Annotated in this window: 15 protein-coding genes; 6 read left to right on the top strand and 9 right to left on the bottom strand. The window is 67.8% G+C overall.

The window, feature by feature from the left end; translation table 11 throughout:
* Nucleotides 1-79 precede the first annotated feature (79 nt).
* Nucleotides 80-1,354, bottom strand: coding sequence for a LysR family transcriptional regulator (locus tag ACO1P8_RS17305; protein ID WP_486297120.1), 1,275 nt, complete (start codon nt 1,352-1,354; stop codon nt 80-82).
* Nucleotides 1,355-1,484: 130 nt separating this feature from the next.
* Between ACO1P8_RS17305 and ACO1P8_RS17300 the strand changes: the two genes are divergently transcribed.
* From ACO1P8_RS17300 to ACO1P8_RS17290, 3 genes are all read left to right on the top strand, one after another.
* Nucleotides 1,485-2,363 carry an amidohydrolase family protein gene (locus ACO1P8_RS17300; RefSeq protein WP_486297119.1) on the top strand — a complete coding sequence of 293 codons (879 nt, stop codon included), beginning with the start codon at nt 1,485-1,487 and terminating at the stop codon, nt 2,361-2,363.
* 137 nt (nt 2,364-2,500) lie between these two features.
* Complete coding sequence (locus ACO1P8_RS17295) at nt 2,501-3,466, top strand: Bug family tripartite tricarboxylate transporter substrate binding protein (RefSeq protein WP_486297118.1); 966 nt, start codon at nt 2,501-2,503, stop codon at nt 3,464-3,466.
* 3 nt (nt 3,467-3,469) lie between these two features.
* Nucleotides 3,470-4,240, top strand: coding sequence for a transporter substrate-binding domain-containing protein (locus ACO1P8_RS17290; protein WP_486297117.1), 771 nt, complete (start codon nt 3,470-3,472; stop codon nt 4,238-4,240).
* Here the strand turns inward: ACO1P8_RS17290 and ACO1P8_RS17285 are convergent.
* Nucleotides 4,225-5,118, bottom strand: coding sequence for a LysR substrate-binding domain-containing protein (locus ACO1P8_RS17285; protein ID WP_486297133.1), 894 nt, complete (start codon nt 5,116-5,118; stop codon nt 4,225-4,227). The two genes, ACO1P8_RS17290 and ACO1P8_RS17285, sit on opposite strands and share 16 nt — an antisense overlap.
* Nucleotides 5,119-5,224: 106 nt before the next feature.
* Here ACO1P8_RS17285 and ACO1P8_RS17280 point away from each other — a divergent pair, with 106 nt between their 5' ends.
* Together ACO1P8_RS17280 and ACO1P8_RS17275 are read left to right on the top strand one after the other, a co-directional pair.
* Nucleotides 5,225-6,553: an MFS transporter gene (locus ACO1P8_RS17280; protein WP_486297116.1), complete on the top strand. Its 1,329-nt coding sequence runs from the start codon at nt 5,225-5,227 to the stop codon at nt 6,551-6,553.
* A gap of 149 nt (nt 6,554-6,702) precedes the next feature.
* The gene (locus ACO1P8_RS17275) at nt 6,703-7,680 is read left to right on the top strand and encodes a bifunctional helix-turn-helix transcriptional regulator/GNAT family N-acetyltransferase (RefSeq protein ID WP_486297115.1); all 978 of its coding nucleotides are present in this window, start codon (nt 6,703-6,705) and stop codon (nt 7,678-7,680) included.
* On the opposite strand, the gene ACO1P8_RS17270 is transcribed toward ACO1P8_RS17275, so the two are convergent.
* From ACO1P8_RS17270 to ACO1P8_RS17240, 7 genes are all read right to left on the bottom strand, one after another.
* Nucleotides 7,681-8,340 carry a glutathione S-transferase family protein gene (locus tag ACO1P8_RS17270; RefSeq protein ID WP_486297114.1) on the bottom strand — a complete coding sequence of 220 codons (660 nt, stop codon included), beginning with the start codon at nt 8,338-8,340 and terminating at the stop codon, nt 7,681-7,683.
* A gap of 179 nt (nt 8,341-8,519) precedes the next feature.
* Nucleotides 8,520-9,689: a mechanosensitive ion channel family protein gene (locus tag ACO1P8_RS17265; protein WP_486297113.1), complete on the bottom strand. Its 1,170-nt coding sequence runs from the start codon at nt 9,687-9,689 to the stop codon at nt 8,520-8,522.
* A gap of 145 nt (nt 9,690-9,834) precedes the next feature.
* Complete coding sequence (locus ACO1P8_RS17260; protein ID WP_486297112.1) at nt 9,835-11,598, bottom strand: gamma-glutamyltransferase family protein; 1,764 nt, start codon at nt 11,596-11,598, stop codon at nt 9,835-9,837.
* A gap of 25 nt (nt 11,599-11,623) precedes the next feature.
* Nucleotides 11,624-12,640, bottom strand: coding sequence for a Bug family tripartite tricarboxylate transporter substrate binding protein (locus ACO1P8_RS17255; RefSeq protein WP_486297111.1), 1,017 nt, complete (start codon nt 12,638-12,640; stop codon nt 11,624-11,626).
* 56 nt (nt 12,641-12,696) lie between these two features.
* Complete coding sequence (locus tag ACO1P8_RS17250) at nt 12,697-13,767, bottom strand: tripartite tricarboxylate transporter substrate binding protein (RefSeq protein ID WP_486297110.1); 1,071 nt, start codon at nt 13,765-13,767, stop codon at nt 12,697-12,699.
* A gap of 23 nt (nt 13,768-13,790) precedes the next feature.
* Nucleotides 13,791-14,816 carry a dipeptidase gene (locus ACO1P8_RS17245; RefSeq protein ID WP_486297109.1) on the bottom strand — a complete coding sequence of 342 codons (1,026 nt, stop codon included), beginning with the start codon at nt 14,814-14,816 and terminating at the stop codon, nt 13,791-13,793.
* Between the two features lie 146 nt (nt 14,817-14,962).
* Complete coding sequence (locus ACO1P8_RS17240) at nt 14,963-16,324, bottom strand: NAD(P)/FAD-dependent oxidoreductase (RefSeq protein WP_486297108.1); 1,362 nt, start codon at nt 16,322-16,324, stop codon at nt 14,963-14,965.
* Between the two features lie 162 nt (nt 16,325-16,486).
* Here ACO1P8_RS17240 and ACO1P8_RS17235 point away from each other — a divergent pair.
* Nucleotides 16,487-17,181, top strand: a 695-nt coding sequence (locus ACO1P8_RS17235; protein ID WP_486297107.1) for an IclR family transcriptional regulator, incomplete at its 3' end; no start/stop codon positions are given.

Here is a 17,181-nt window from a genome sequence, read left to right as displayed (position 1 = left end):
CGGCGGGCCGGTGCCCGTCCGGCGTGCGGCCGGCGCCGCGCGCAATACGGGACCGCGTCCGTCCGGGAATGCCGGTGTGTCAGGCGAGCAGGCGTTCGCGGGCCGCCGCGCGCAGGTGGTCCAGCAGCGATTGCACGCCGGCCGGCGGTTGGGCGTCGGCCCGCACGGTCATCCCGATGGGGCGCGCCGTATCGGCCAGTTCGATGGGCAGCACGGCCAGCATGCCGCCGCGTTCTTCGAAGTAGATCTGGTGGCGCGAGATCATCGCGACGCGGTCGCTTTCCATGAGCAGCGCGCGCAAGGTCGCCAGGGCGTTCGCTTCCACCGGGTTGTCGGGCATGGGCAGGCCGGCGCGGGCCATGACGCGTTCGATGATGGCGCGCGCGGGGGTTTCGCGCGACGGCAACACCCATTCGCAGCGGCCCAGCTCGGCCAGCGTCAGGCCGCGGCGGCCGGCCAGCGGATGGTCCTTGCGGGCGATCACCGACAGTGCGCCGTCGAACAGGGCCTCCTGGCGGGTATCGGCGGCGGGAGAAGGATCGCGGAGGGGGCCGACGATGACATCGAGCCGGCCCTCGCGCAGCTTGTGCAGCAGCGTGTCGTAGGGGCCGTCGACCAGGACGACGTGCAGCGCCGGGTGGTCGCGCAACAGCCGGTTGACCGCGCGCGGTACCAGCAGCGTGCCGCAGATGGGCAGCACGCCGATGGCCACCGTGCCGGTAACGGTGCCCAGGTGTTCGGCAATGTCGCTGGCGCAGGCCTGGATCTCCGCCAGTGCGAGTTTGCCGCGACGCAGCAGGATTTCACCCGCCGCGGTGGCGGCCATGCCGCGGCTGGTGCGCAGCAGCAAGGGCGCGCCCACCAGGCGCTCCAGGTCGCTCAGGGCCTGCGTGATGGCCGGTTGAGACAGCGACAGCGCATTCGCCGCGGCGCTGTGGGTGCCGTGCTCGGACAGGGCGATCAGGGCCTGCAGGTGGCGGCTGGTCAGCGCGTGGACGATGCGCGCGGCGCAGCCAGGGCCGGGGGCTGCGATCCGCGCTCCGGCTGCGTCTGCGGGCGTGGCGGCCGACTGGCGCGGCAAGCGGGCAAGTTCGTCTTCCGCGGCACGCACATACGCCAGCGCTCGCCCGGCGCGGCGCGCGGCCGTCCGGCCGATGGCCGTGGCGGTCATGCCGCTGGAGGTGCGTTCGAACAGGGGATGGCCGATCTCGCGTTCCAGCTTCTGGATGGCGCGCGTGACCGTGGGCTGCGTCAGGTGCAGCATGTCGGCGGCGCGGCGCACGCTGCCTTCCTGCACCACGCCGACGAACGCACGCAGCCTGCGCAGGTTGGGTTCGAGGGGAGGCAGCTGCAAATCGTTACTCCGATAAGAAAAGAGCATCGCCGCGCGCGCAGAAGGCATTACCCCGCCATGCCGGCGAGCCAGGATACTACGGGGCCGGGGCCTATAAACGACAAGACCCGGCAAGATCCAGGAGACGTACATGCCATACCTGACCCCGCCACCCAATCCCGACATCAGGAAGCCTGCCATGGAGGTGCCTCCCGGCGGCTGGGATTGCCAGATCCACCTGTTCGGTCCCGCCGATAAATGGCCCTTCGATCCCGCAAGCCCCTATGTATCCGGCGAGGCACTGCCGGAAACGGCCATTCGGATGCTGGATACCCTGGGCCTGCGCAAGGCCGTGGTCGTCAGCGGCGGAGGCTATGGCCGCGATTACAGCTATATGCTGGACGCATTGAAGCGCTTCCCGGATCGTTTCGCCGGCGTGATCCTGCCGCCGGATGAACTGTCGGACGAAGAACTGCTGCGGCTGGACCGGGCCGGTGTGCGCGGCGTGCGCTTCGTCAGCGCCAGGCGGGCGTCGAATCTGCCGCAGATCCTGCCGGACATGGCGGCGCAGGTCGAGAACCTGGGCTGGCCCGTTCACTTCTATCCGCACGGCGAGGACATCGTGTCCTATGCGGACCCGCTGCTGGCCCTGCCGAATCGCAAAATCGTGCTGGACCATTTTGCCAGCGTGCCCGCCGACAAGGGCGTGGACCAGCCGGCATTCAAGACCGTGCTGAAGATGCTGGATACCGGCCGGGTATGGATCAAGCTGTCCGGCCCCATGCGTTGCGCCAAGGGAGACATGCCCTACGCGGCCGTCACGCCGATCGCGCGCGCGCTGATCCGCCACGCACCCGAACGCATGGTGTGGGGATCGGACTGGCCGCACGTCAATATGGTGGGGCGCGAGATGCCGAACGATGGCGACCTGTTCGACTTGCTGGCCGAATGGGCGCCCGATGCGGCGGACCGCAAGCGCATCCTGGTAACGAATGCGGACGCGCTGTACGGGGCGCCGGCGCACCGCTGAGGCGGCCATTTCCGGCGCGGCCCCCGCCTGGGCCGGCCGGCGCATCCGCCAGGATGGCGCCGAAATCGCCTGGCCGGGACGGACACGCCGGGGAAATATAACGATAAGGGCGCGGATCGCGCCACGAAGGAGACATCATGAAAAAACCATCATGGATCGCGCCGGCGCTGCTGCTGGCCGCCAGCGCGCTATGCGCCGCCGCCCACGCGGGCACCTTTCCCGATCATCCCATTCGCCTGGTGGTGCCGTTCTCTCCGGGCGGCAGCACGGACCTGGTGGGCAGGCTCGTGGCGACCAAGGTGTCGCAGATACTGGGCCAGCCGGTCATCGTGGAAAACCGCGCCGGCGCGGGCGGTGTCATCGGTTCCGACAACGTCGTGAAATCGCCGGCGGACGGCTATTCGCTATTGATGGCAACCACCTCGCACACGGCCAATCCGTCGATCTACAAAAAGCTGCCCTACGACACGCAGAAGGACTTCGTCCCCATCGCGCTGATCGGCGATATGCCGGGCCTGCTGGTGGCCAATCCCGCGCTGCCGCCGAACAATTTCAAGGCGTTCATCCAGTACGCCAAGACACACAAGCTGTCCTATGGCTCGGCGGGCTCCGGGACCTTCCCGCATCTCTCCATGGAACTGCTGAAATCGGCCGCGGGGCTGGACATGACGCATATTCCCTACAAGGGCGCCGCGCCCGCGCTGACCGACCTGGTCGGCGGCGTGTATGACGTCAAGATGGACGCCTATATTACGGCCGCGAATTTCGTCAAGGCGGGCAAACTGAAACTTTACGCGGTCAGCAGCCTGGAACGCATGCCGCAGCTGCCCGACGTACCGACGATCGCCGAGTCCGGCTACCCCGGCTTCGAATCGACGTACTGGATCGGTATCGTCGCGCCGGCCGGCGTGCCGGCCGATGTGCGCAAGAAGCTCGAACAGGCCTTCATGGAGGCCGTGCACGACAAGACGGTGGCGGCCAAGCTGCAAGAGAGCGGCACGCGGCCGATCGGCGGGTCCGCCGCCGACCTGACGGCCTTGATGGACCGGGAGTTCAAGCAATGGCCCGTCATCATCCGGAAGGCCGGCATTGCGGAGAAATAGGCGATGACGACGGCGGGAACGACAGGCACGGCAGCGGCCGCGGAAGGCGCGCGGACGCTGTCCGCGCGGGGCCGGCTGCGCGCGGCCATCAATCGCGCCAATCCCGTGCTTTTCAAGGCCGATGCGGCGACGGGCGAACCGGGCGGCGTCGCCGTCGACCTGGCGACGGAGCTGGCGCGCCGGCTGGGCGTGGGCATCGACTTGCTGGTCCTGCCGTCGGCCAAGGTATGCGTGGCCGCGGTGGGGGAGGGGGATGCGGACTTCGGCTTCTTCGCCATCGATCCGGCGCGCGCCGATACGCTGCATTTCACGCCGCCCTATGTGCTGATGGAAGGCGTGTACGTCGTGCGCGCCGACTCTCCCGTCGTCAGCAATGCGCAGGTGGATCAGCCGGGGCGCCGCGTCGCGGTGGGCGCCGGCAGCGCGTATGCCCTGCATCTCGCGCGTGAGCTCCGGCATGCGCGCGTGGTGGATGCGCCCGGGTCCGGCAAGGCCGTGGACGTGTTTCTGCGCGACGGCCTGGATGCTGCCGCGGGCGTGCGCCAGCAGATGCGCGCGGATGTGGAGCGCCACGGCGGCCTGCGCATGCTGGACGGGCGCTTCATGGCCATTTACCAATCCATGGCCACGGCGAGGAACCGCGGCGCCGCGGTGGCCGCCTGCCTGGATGCCTACGTCGAGGACGTCAAGCGCGCCGGTTTCGTGGCGGATGCCCTGGAGCGCCATGGCGTGCAGGGCGCCGCGGTCGCGCCGGCCGGCTATCCGCGCGATTGAAGCGCGATCTCGCGGTCCATGTGCTCGCGGATGAGTTCGGCCAGGCGGTCCGCCAGCGGCTGCGTCTCGCCCGGCCGCCGAAGCAATAGCAGCGGGAGCGCGGGCAGCGATGGCAGGCCGGAAGCCTTCGCGTCCAACGGCCGTACCGATGTGGGCAAGCCATAGGCGGTGCGCACATTGACGCCCAGGCCGGCCGCCGTCGCGGCCCACAGGCCGTTCAGGCTGGGGCTGGTGAACACCAGGCGCCACGGGATGCGCGCGCGGTCCAGCGCCGCGGTGGCGGCCTGCGTGAACATGCAGGGCCGGTCGAAGGCGATCAGCGGCAGCGGCTCGCCCGCTTCCGGCCGCCAGGGCATGGCCGAAGAACCGATCCAGCACATGCGCGGCCGCGCGAGGCGCTGGCGCATGGCGTCGATACGCGGAGCGCTATTCCACAGCAAGGCGAGATCCAGCTGCCCGGCATCGAAGCGTTCCTGCAATTCCGTATTGCGCGCCACACGGGCCTCGATGCGCACTTTCGGATGCGCGCGGGCGAAGCGCCCCAGCAGGGCGGGCAGCAATGTTTCCCCGAAGTCCTCCTGAAGGCCCAGGCGTATCCAGCCTTCCATGTCCAGGCCCCGCGTGGCCACCGCCGCTTCGTCGTTCAGGCCCACGAGTCGTCGCGCATAGTCCAGCATGACTTCGCCGGCGTCGGTCAGCGCCAGCCCGCGGCCGGATTTACGGAAAAGCGGCGCGCCGGCCTGTTCCTCCAGCTTGCGGATCTGCGCGCTGATGGCGGACGTCGAGCGTCCGACGCGATCGGCGGCCTTGGCAAAGCTGCCCAGGTCCATACCGATGACCAGGGTGCGCAGCGCGGCGATATCGAGGTTCACTTGCATCCTGAACATCCGGTTTTATCGAATTAACAGGCAAATATTATGTGATATTCAGAACTATTGAAACCGTCCACACTGTCGCCATCGACTTCTGTTCCAAGGTGACATCATGGCTATTGTGGCTGCAGGCGGGCGCGGTCCTGCGTTGGCGGACGGCCAGGCGGCCGGGGCGCCTCGCGCGGCAATCCAGGGGCGACTGTGCGGGCCGGAACATCGCTGGAAGGTATTGGCGGCCGGCGTGGTCGCCAACGTCAGTTTCTCGGCGGCGGCGGCCGGTATCCCGACGACGGCCGTATGGATGCGATCCGGCTATGGGCTGGACGACGCCGCGCTGGGCGTGGCACTGGGTGCCATCGGACTGGGGGTGGCCATGACGGAATTGCCCTGGGGCGTGGCGACGGACCGTTGGGGCGACCGCCCCGTGCTGCTGGCTGGCCTGACCGCGACCACGCTGGCGCTGGTCGCGATGGCGGTGTTCATGGTGCCGTCGTCCGGCTTCGTCCCGTCGTTCCATTGGCTGCTGCTGCTGATGTGCGTGGTGGGCCTGGCGGGGGGCAGCGTGAACGGCTCCAGCGGACGCGCGATCATGCGCTGGTTCAAGGAAGGCGAACGCGGCCTTGCCATGAGCATCCGGCAGACCGCCGTGCCGCTGGGCGGCGGCCTGGGCGCGCTGGCGTTGCCGTGGCTGGCCTCGACCGCCGGGTTTGGCGCGGTCTATGGCGTGTTGGCCGCGATGTGCGCGGGCTCGGCGCTGCTGGCGTGGCGCTGGCTGCGCGATCCCCCGGAGCCGGAAGACAAGCGTCCGGCCGATGGCGTTGTCCGCGGCGCGCAATCCGATACCGGTCCGGCGACGCGTATGCCGCCCAAGGCAAGCCCGCTGCGCGATCCGACGATCCGGCGTCTCGTCCTGGCCATCGGTGTGCTGTGCGCGCCGCAATTCGCGGTGCTCAGTTTCGCGACTGTCTATCTGCACGACTTCGGCGGCGTGGGGATCGCCGGGACGACCTTCGCCATGGTCGCTGTACAACTGGGCGCAATGATCCTGAGGGTCTGGAGCGGCCGCTATACGGACCTGCGCGGCAACCGGCGCGCCTATGTGCGGGCGGTCGTACTGATCGCCGCGGCGGCCTTCGCGGTGCTGGCCCTGGCGACCGCCGCCGACGCTCCGGCCCTGCTGCTGGTGGCGGCGGTCATCGCGGCGGGTGTGACCGTGTCCGCGTGGCATGGCGTGGCCTACACCGAACTCGCGACGCTGGCGGGTCCCGCGCGGGCCGGAACGGCCCTGGGGATGTGCAATACGCTGGTCTACCTGAGCCTGTTCCTGGCGCCCGCCGCCATCCCGCACGTGCTGGCGGCGACATCATGGAGCGCGGTGTGGCTGCTGGCGGGACTGCTTGGGGTCGCGACCTGGCCCGTGTTCCCGGCGCCCAAGCGGTAGGCGCAGAATCTCCGCTGCGCGTGAACGGGGAAAGTCACAGGGCAAGTCCCCAAAATCGGGGAACAGGTAAGCGCGCAGGACGATTCCTCTGGTATATTGGTTGCGAAACGCAACTTTTTGCGGCCATCGATGCCGCGCCCGGGGGCATCATGGACGTGACGGACTGCGTGGGATTGTCCCGTGAACAGACCATCCAGCAGGTGCGCGAACGCTCGCGCAGGCTGGTACGGGAACTGGGTTTCATGCGACCGTACCTGGCTGACAGCGGGCTGGCGCCGTCGGCGGTACACGCCATTATCGAAGTCGGGCTGTCGCCCGGCATCCAGGCGCGCGATCTTGCCTCCGTGCTGCGGCTCGACAAATCGAACGCCAGCCGGCAGGTCGCGAAGCTGGAAGGCATGGGCCTGTTGCGGCGCGAGAGCGACGATGCCGACGCGCGCGCCTCCCGGCTTTATCTGACCCAGCAGGGCCAGGCCCTGCGCGCGCGCATCGATCGTTTCGCGACCGACCAGGTCTCCAAGGCCCTGCGTCAGCTGGTGCCGGCCGACCAGCAGGCCTTGCTGCGGCTGCTGGACCTGTACGGCGACGCCTTGTCTCGCGACAATCCGAACCTGGTCCCGACCCCGACTCGGGGCCCGAATATCGTCGAGGGCTACCTGTCCGGCTGCATCGGCGACATCGCGGCCCTGCACGCGCGCTATTACGCGGCGGCGGTCGGCTTCGGCGTGTTCTTCGAACGCAAGGTGGCGACGGAGCTGGCGGCTTTCGCCGAATCGTTGCCGGCGCCGGGCAAAGGATTGTGGCTGTATGCGGAGGCGGGGCGCGCGCTGGGATCCGTGGCGATCGATGGCGATACCGATACGCGCCAGGCGCATTTGCGCTGGTTCATCGTCGACGGCGGCTTGCAAGGCATGGGGGTAGGACGCGCGCTGCTGGGCCGCGCTCTGGCGTTTGCCGACCAGTGGTACGACGAGACCTATCTGTGGACCTTCCGCGGCCTGGACGCCGCGCGTCACCTGTACGAATCCGCGGGCTTCGCGTTGGCGGAAGAAGCCGCCGGCTCGCAATGGGGCGAGCCGGTCACCGAGCAAAGATTCATCCGGCGCCGGCCACCGAGCGGAACGTAATCAGTCCCTGTCCGGCGCCCCCAAGGGAAACAGCCCGCGGAAAGGCCGCGCTTCGTCGACCGCCCTCGCGAAGGACGGGTATTGCAGCAGGCGACGGCGGTAGGCCCGCACGTTGGCGTACCGCTCGGGAATGGGCTGCGTCCAGTCGGCGTAGAACAGGAAGGGCGCGGCGCCGCAGTCCGCCAGGCTGAAACGGTCGCCTGCCGCCCATTCGCGGTCCGCCATCTTCTTGTCCAGCCAGGCGTAGGAAGTGTCCAGCATCGTGCGCGCCTGCTCGACGCCATAGGGGTCCCGCGCGCCTTCCGGGCGGATCTGGTTGAACACGATGTGCATCTGCGGCGTGGCGACGTAGTTGTCGAAGAAGCGATCCATGAATCGCGTTTCCAGCGCGGCCTTGGGATCCTCCGGAATCATGCGGACCGGGCCGGGATGGTACAGGCCCAGGTATTCGATGATGCAGGTGGCCTCGATCACGGTGCGGTCGCCATCGCGCAGTACCGGAAACTTCTTCATCGGCCACAGTTCGGCCAGCCGCTTGCCGGTGGCGCTGTCCGGCCCTTCCAGGGGCTGTGGCTCGAACGCGATATCGTTGTCGTAAAGCGCGATCAGGGCTTTCTGGCAATAGGACGAAAACGGGTGGAAGTAGAGCTGCAATGCCATGGAAGCGGTCTCCTGGTGTGCACGGCGGGCGGGATGGCGGCGCCGTCCTGCCACGACGCGCGAACGTGGCGGAAATCGACAGGCGCATCGACGCGAAGTTCGTGGAGGCCGCCACCACCATCGGCAGGCAGGCCGCCGGCGATCCCGTCCCAGGTGGACTCGCCGGGCAGGCCGGCCGTTCAGCTTTCGCGGCCGCCTTGTCCGGACCGGGCCGTGGGCATCGCCCCCCCGTCGGCCTCCGGCCGCGGTCCGCGTTCCTCGCGCCGGCCGGGCTGGGGCAGCGATTCGACATGCAGCATGCGCACGGGGTGGGCGAAGCGCACGCCGATTTCCGCGAAGGCCTCCATCATTCCCAGGTTGATCGCCTGCTGGATATCCATATAAGGGTTGTAGCCGGGGTCCAGCACGATATAGACCGTCTCGAAATCCAGCGAACTTTCGCCGAAGCCCTTGAAATGCGAACGGTCGAAACGGGTTTTGTCCTGGTCACGGATAATCCGTTCGACGATCTGTGGCACCTGGCGCACCTGCTCAACCGTGCACGCGTAGTCCAGGCCGAACTGGAACACCACCCGGCGCTCGCGCAAGCGCTTGTAGTTCTGGATCGTGGCGGTCAGCATGCTGGCGTTGGACATGACGATCTGTTCGCCGCCCAGGCTGCGTATGCGGGTGGTTTTCAGGCCCACGTGCTCTACCGTGCCGGCCAGCGTGCCGACCACGATGAAGTCATTCACTTCGAACGGCTTATCGATCGCGATCGACATCGACGCGAAAAGATCGCCCAGGATGTTCTGCACCGCCAGCGCGACGGCGATGCCGCCCACGCCCAGGCTGGCGACGAAGGCGGTGATGTTGACCCCCATGTTCGACAGCATGGCCAACAGCACGACCGCCCACAGCAATACCTTGGCGCCCCATATGGAAAGCGCGGCCAGCGCCGTGAGTTGCCCGCTGTCCGATGCCGCATGGCGGCGGAAATAATGATGCATGGCGAGCATCATGGCGCGATGCGCCCACAGCGCGATCTGCAGGATGGCGACGACGAACCACAGGCCATCGATGCGCTGCGCCCAGCGCGCCGGCAGGTCCAGCAGGCCGGCACCGACCAGCAGGGACGCCAGGGCGACCAACGTATTGCTGGTGCCGGCGATGACTTCGGCGGCAATCGCGCTGAAGTGCGCGCCGGAGGCGTGAGAGCGGGCCTGCAACCTGCGCCGGACGAAGCCGATGGCGATCCGGGTCACGGCGAAAGTGACGCATGCGGCGGCGACCGCGATGAGCCAGTTCAATAAGGGAATTCCCAGAAAACGTGTATCGGTGAAAAAAGTGCCGATGACGTTATCGGACATGCGCATCCTCCTTCGGATTGGGGTGTAGACCCCTTCTAGGGTAGCAGCGTCTATTCCTGAAGGATTCGGTTACGGCACTTCGGCGCCGTGTTCGCCGCCGGGCCCGTCGGCGGCGAAGTCGAAGTGTCTTGAACCCGCCGGGACTTTACCAGCCCGCCGCGTAGGCCGGCCGGCGCGGATCGGCGCCGCCCCAGCGGATGCCGGTATCCAGGTCATGCCGCACCGCGCACATCGCACCCGCCCGCCAGTTGCGGTCGTGCCACCATTTGACGGAATGCCCCATGGCGGCCAGCGCATCGCCGACTTCCCGGGGGATCAGGTCTTCGATCATCAGGCGCCCCGGCACGGCGGTATGCGGTTCGAAGGAAGAGGGGAAACTGAAGCTGGCGAAGCGGGGTGCCTCGATGGCCTGTTGCAGCTCCATGCCGAACACCTCGATGTTGAGGAAGGTCTGCAACATCGCCTGGCATTGCACGTCGCCGCCGGGCGTGCCGAAGGGCATGACGTAGCCGTCCGGGCGGATCGCCAGGGAAGGGTTGGGCGTCAGGCGGGGGCGGCGGCCCGGCCCGACGGCGCAGGGGTGGCCGGCCTGCGCCCAGGACTGGCTGCCGCGCCCGGAGGCGATCAGGCCGGTGCCCGGTATCACCGGCGAGTTGTAGGATCCGTCGCTGGGCGTGGCGGAGAACGCATTGCCGTGCTTGTCGACCACGGCGACATAAGAGGTATCCAGGCGGGGATCGGTGCGCGCGGTATCGCCGGGCCCGGCTTCGCGCAGCTCGATATCGCGCGCCGTCGGCAGTTGCCCGGCCGGCGGCATGTCCGGCCCGGCGCGGTCCGGGTCGATCATGGCCAGGCGCTGGCGCGCGTACGCCTTGGACAGCAGCGCCTGCTGCGGCACGTCCGCATGGCGCGGATCGGCGTAATGCGCCTCGCGGTCGGAGAAGGCCAGCTTGATCGTTTCCGTCAGCAGGTGCACATAGGGCGCGGTATTGTGGCCCAGGGTCTTCAGGTCGCGCGGCTCCAGGATGTTCAGCATCTGCAGCAGCGATGGCCCCTGGCACCAGAAACCGCAGCTGTGCACGCGCGTGCCATGGAAATCGGTGGCCAGGGCGGGATCCACCTCTACCGCGAAATCGCGCAGGTCTTCATGCGTGACCAGGCCGCCTTCTTCCTTGTGGTATCTGACGATGGCGGCGGCGATATCGCCTTCGTAGAAGGCGCGGCGCGCCGCGGCCAATCCCGCCAGCCGGCCCTGTCCGCGGTGGGCGTGCTCCTCGTCCGCCAGGTACTGCAGGCTGCGCGCGAGGTCCGTCTGGCGGAAAATCGCGCCGGCCGGCGGCGGCTTGCCGCCGGGAAGATAGACGGCCGCGCTGGAAGGCCAGCGCGCATAATTCGCGGCATTGTCGGCCAGCACTTCCGCCATCAGCGAATACATCACGAAGCCGTCATGCGCCAGCCGGATCGCGCCGGCCGCGACCTCGCCGAAGCTCATGGTGCCGAAGCGTTCCAGCGCGGTAATCCAGGCATCCGGCGCGGCCGGAATGACGGTGCGCAGGACGCCGGCGGGAATGGTGCCTTTGTGCTTGCGCAGGAAGTCGTCCAGGCGCGTGGCGCGGGGCCAGTAGCCCAGCCCGGAAATGCTCCAGACCTTGCCGCTGTCGGCGTGGTAGATCAGGATGGGCGCAACGCCGCCGAAGTTGACGATGTCGCTTTGCACCACGCCCAGCGCGATGCCGGCCGCGACACCGGCGTCCACGGCATTGCCCCCCGCCCGCAGGACATCCATGCCGGCCTGCGTGGCCAGGTAGTGCCCGGCGGAGATCATGTGGTTCAGGCCGGTCAGCGTCGGCCGCATCGTCAATGGCGCGCTGCCGGCGGTCAGGTCGGGGGCGCTGGTGGTGGTCGCCATGCGGGACTCCTTGCGTATGCGTCGATTACTGCGGGCGGATGCCGAGCTTGTCCGTGACCGCTTTCCACTTCGTGTATTCGGCCTGGATGAAATCCTTGAATTGCGCCGGCGAACTGCCCTGGATGATGACGTCGCGCGCCTCCATGGCGTGGCGTACCTCCTCGCCGGCCAGCGCCTGCTTCGTGGCCCGGTACAACGCATCGACGATGGCCGGGGGCGTTCCCTTCGGCAACAGCAGCCCATACCAGGAACCGCCCACCATGTCGGGGTAGCCGCTCTCGACGGCGGTCGGGATGTCCGGCGCGCGATCCAGCCGCTTTTTGCTGAAGATCGCCAGGGCCTTCAGCTTGCCCGCATGGATCAGCGGCAGCGTCGTGCCCGGGGTATCCAGGGTGTATTGCACCTGCCCGGCGATCAGGTCGTTGATCAGCGCGGAGCTGCCCTTGTACGGGACATGGACGGTCTTGATATCGGCGTCCTGGTTCAGCAGTTCGGCGAAGAAATAGTTGGCCGTGCTGATGCCGGGGGACGCGTAGTTCACCTGGCCGGGATGGGCGCGCGCGTACTCGACCAGTTCGGGCAGCGTGTTGGGCGGAAAGGCGGGATTGGCGACCAGAATGAAAGGCCCGCCGCCGATCAGCGTGACGGGGACCAGGTCTTTCAGCGGGTCGTAGGTCAGTCCCTTGACGGTCAGCGGCGCGCCCGTCAGGGGCGAGCCGGTGGCGAAGAACACCGTGTAGCCATCGGGTTCCGAACGTACCACTTGCTGCGCGGCGATGGTGCTGCTGGCGCCCGCGCGGTTCTCGATGATCACCGATTGATGCAGGACCTTGGACAACTGCTGCGCCAGCACGCGCGCCACCGTGTCGGTGCCGCCGCCGGGCGGGTAGCCCACCATCAGGCGTATGGGGCGGTCGGGCCAATCGGCCGCGCGCGCGGGCGGCGTGGACGCCACGGCCAGCACGGCCAGCAGGCCGCCGGCAAGCAGGACCGACAGGCGGCGCCTGATGGCACTCCAGGAAGACGGGACGTAGGCAATCATCGAACAACCCCCAGCTGCATCGTGATGGGACGGCATGGGCCGCATCGGGTTTCCAGCTATTTGTCCTGGGCCAGGCCCAGCTTGCGGACGATGTCCGCTTCCAGCCGGTACTGGCGCGCGGCATAGGCGGCGTAGTCCTTGCCGTCCATGTAGACCAGTTCCTGGCCGTACTGCGTCAGCACCTGCTTGAATTGCTCCGACTCGGCGACCTGCTTGAATACGGTCTGCAGCTTCGCCACCACCTGCGGCGGCATGCTCTTGGGACCCGCGATGCCGAAGGGCGCGTTGGCCGGCGGCGTGCCGTCCAGTTCCTTCAGGGTCGGGACCTCCGGGTACTGGGCGCTGCGATGTCCGCCCCAGGTTACCAGCATGCGCATTTTGCCCGCCTGAACGAGCGGCTGGACCGTGGTGGACCCGGCATAGGCGGTGACCTGGCCGCCGATGACCGCGGTCAGCACATCGGATTCGCCCTTGTAGGGAATGTGCCGCCACGTGACGCCGTTGCGCGTGGCGATGTCTTCCATCATCACGTTGGAGGCGCTGCCCACGCTGGCGGTGCCGTAGGTCACTTCGTTGGGATGCGCCTTGGCGTAGCCGATGAAGTCCGCCCAGGTCTTGAACGGCGAGCCGGACGGCACCGCCACGCCCAGCGTATAGCCGCTAAGCATCATGATGTAAGTGAAGTCGTGGACCGGGTCGTAGCCCATGTCCTGGATATGCGGCATGCGGTACACCGGGCTGGGCAGGATGGCCAGCATGTAGCCGTCCGGCTTGGCGGTCTTGATGGCGCGCGCGCCCAGCGTCGCGCCGGCGCCGCCGCGGTTCTCGATGACGATGGACTGGCCCAGCCTGGGCGCGGCCAGTTCGGCGAATTTGCGGATGACGATGTCGGTCGAGCCGCCGGCCTGGTAGGGGACGACGATGTGGATGGGGTAGGCCGGGTAGTCGTCGGCCGCGCGCGCGGCGGGCGAGGCGGACAGCATGGATAGTGCGGCAAGCACGGCCAGTGCGGACGACGCGATGCGCCGGTACCACGTAAGCCGCCCGGGGGCCTCGCAGGCGCGGCTGGGTAGGCCGGCGCGGATGGCGTGGCCGGTGTGGACCGTCTGGCTGGACAGCGTTCTCATTTTTTTCCCCTGGTTGTTGGTTTTCAGGCGGTCGCCCAGCTCTGCGCGAAAGCGCGTTGAAAGTTGCCGCCCAGCACGCCCATGATTTGCGTATCGGTCAGGCCTGCCTTGTGCAATGCATAAGTGAAGGCCGGGAATTGCGCCGGTGTCGGCGTTTCAACCGGATAGCGGGCTTCCATCACATCGCCGAAGGCACTGGAGAAATCGCCGCCGGAGGCCGCGTACTTCGTGCGCGACATCACCATGACGTGGCGCACCGCCTCGTAGGTGTCCACCGACGGAAAGTCCGTGCCGATGCCGACGTGTTCGTACCCCACCAGCTGGCCGATGTGCCGGACGTTGGCGACGAAGTCTTCCAGGGTCGGCTGCTGCGTCGGGTCGCCGCGCCAGTTCAGGTAGGCGTGGATGCTGCAGCCGATGACGCCGCCCGTTTCCGCGACGGCCTTGATGACCTCATCGGACTTGTTGCGGGGGCGCGGAATCACCGCATTGGCGTTGGCGTGCGTCAGCAGAACGGGCTTGCTGGAATAGCGTGCCGCGTCCAGGCAGGTTTGCGCCGCACAGTGGCTAAGGTCGACGGCGATGCCCACGCGGTTCATCTCTTCGACCATCTTCACGCCCAGGTCGCTCAGGCCGGCGTTGCGCTTCTCCAGGCAGCCGTCGCCCAGCAGATTGGCTTCGTTGTAGGTCAGCTGGATGACGCGGATACCCAGTGTGTGGAACAGCGCGACGCGGTCGACCTGGTCGCCCAGCGGACGTCCGTTCTGCCATCCCATGATCAGGCCCAGCTTGCCGGCCTGCTTGGCGCGCGCGATGTCGTCGGCGCGTTCGACCAGCATCCATGGCGAATCCGGCGCCGCGCAGCGTTCGCGCCACGCCATGGCATCCCTCAGGGCCTGCTCGAAATCCGACCCCATGTCGGTCACGGTAAGGTTGATCGCGCTGACGCCGCCGGCCAGCATATCCCGCGCGCTGCCATCGCTGAAGAAAACCAGGCCGTCGATGACGGTGGATCGTCGATGCAGCTCGGCCGTCGTGGTGGAGTCCATGTAGCGTGTTTCCTGTGTATGGATCTTGCGGTATGCGGTGCCGCGAGGCGGCGGTGCGTCGGGACGACTGCCTGGCAGCTACGGCGGCGGCGTCGGAGCAAGCCGGGGCGGCCATCGTGGCGTCCTTGCCGGTACGGCTGCGCGGTTCATCGTGTCGCCCGTTCGATATATCGGTTGAACCGGAATGGGCGCAGATCGACCGGGGGTGTCCGACCCTGGATCAATTGCGCCATGGCCTCGCCCGCCGCCGGTCCGATGCCGAAGCCGTGCCCGGAGAACCCCGACGCCAGGTACAGGCCCGGCACGCCGGGCACGGCGTCCATCACCGGCATGGCGTCGGGCGTCACATCGATATAGCCTGCCCACGATTGCGCGATCTTCGCGTCCTTGAACACCGGAAAGGCATTTGTCAGCCGCTGCCACGCCTGTTCGACGCCGGCGCGCGACGGCAGCGGATCCAGGACGCGGTGCTTTTCGAAGGGCGAAACGCGGTCAGCGGCGAAATGCCGCGGCGTGGCGAGCTCTTCGAAGAACCGCTTGCCGAACCGCAGCCGCACGAAGGTGTTGTTGGCCAGCCAGGGGCGCAGGTAATGGCGCAGCAGCCGGAAGCTGTCCGGCACCAGGTCCGCCATGGACGCGCCGAACTGCGACACCGTATAGCCGCCGTCGGCGCGCTTGCGGCAGGTAAAGTCCTTGCCGTTGATCGCCGCCGTCAGACCGGCGTCGAAGGGCAGGGTGCGCATCACCGATCCCCGCACCTTCAACTGCGGAAAGTCCGCGCCCAGGTTGCCGCAAAACAGCCGCGACCATGCGCCGGCCGCGACCAGCACCGCCTGCGCCGCGACGCGACCGCGCTCCGTGATGACGGCGGATACCCGTCCGGCGGTGCGCTCCACGCCGCGTACCGCGCAGCGTTGCAGGATGACCGCGCCGGCTTCGCGTGCCAGGGACGCAATGCCTTGCACGGCGAACTGCGGCTCGGCCACGCCGTCCGTGGGGCTGTACATGGCGCCGGTCCAGCCGCGGCTGGAGTGAGGCAGCAGGTCCAGCGCCGCCCGGCGGTCGAGCTGTCGCGCATCTATCCCGTAGATCTTCGCCCGGTCCATCCAGGCCTGATGGGCGGCGGCGTCAGCCTCGGTCTCTTGCAGGTACAGCATGCCGGTGCGGCGGAACCCGACGTCCGCCCGGGTCTGGATGTCGCTCCACAACTGGTTGGCGCGTATCGCCAGCGGGACTTCCGGCAGGTCGCGTGTCAGCGTGCGCACCCAGCCCCAGTTGCGGGACGACTGCTCGCAGGCCAGCGTGGCCTTTTCCAGCACGGCCACGCGCACGCCGGACTGCGCCAGGGCGTGGGCGGCACTGATGCCGATCACCCCGCCGCCGATGATGGCGACGTCGACGGAGGACGGCAGGGGCTGCGATTCGGCTGAAGACATCGGCCCGGCGGGACCGACGGCCGCGTCATGGGGGACGGCGGAGGACTGCATGAAACCTCGATTGGCCTGCATTGTTCGTGTCCACGGCTTGGCGGACCCCGCCGTGGCGATTGCGAAGTGTTATCGCTATGCGATAATTAGTTCCGCATACCGATTTTTATACTCCGCCGCCATCGGCCCAACAACGTAAGGGTTTCCCTAATTCAATCCCGGGAGCCCAACCCGGAGACGCCCATGCCCGTAGCCTCTGCCCTGTTGATCCAGTCCCTGGAGAAAGGGCTGGCCGTACTCGAATCCTTCCGCGCCCACGCCTCGCTGAGCTTGCAGGAAATCGCCCGCGAAAACGGTATCAGCATGGGGTCGGCGCAGCGGGTGGCCTATACGCTGGAACAGACGGGCTACCTGTCCAAGGATCCGCGCAGCAAGCGCTACAGCACCACGGTGAAGGCGGTCGGACTGGGCTATGGCTACCTCTATCGCCAGCCGCTGTTCCAGCATGCGCACGCGGTCCTCCACCAGCTGAACCAGGAATGCGGGGAAATCGTCAACCTCTCGGTGCCGGACGACCAGGACAACATGGTTTTCGTCATGCGCGTCGCACCGGCCAGGCACATTCCGGTCTACATGCCGGCCGGCACGCGCATCCCCTGCATCGCATCGGCATCGGGCCGCGCGATGTGGGCGCACCTGCCGCCGGCCGAGCTGGACAAGAAGCTGCGTGCCATCGCCCGCATCAAACACACCCCGCGCACCACGACCGATCCGGCCGCATTGCGGGACCTGATCGACGAGGCGCGGCGGGATCACTACGCCTATGCGGATGAAGAGTTCTATCCCGGCGACCTCAACGTCGCCGCCACGGTGTCGGATGACAGCGGCGAGCCGGTGGCAGCGGTAAACATTTCCGTGCCGAAACCACTATGGTCACT

This window comes from Bordetella sp. (genome assembly GCF_057362025.1).
The sequence above is the reverse complement of the archived record's forward strand: the minus strand, read 5'-3'. Positions and strand labels throughout refer to the sequence as shown.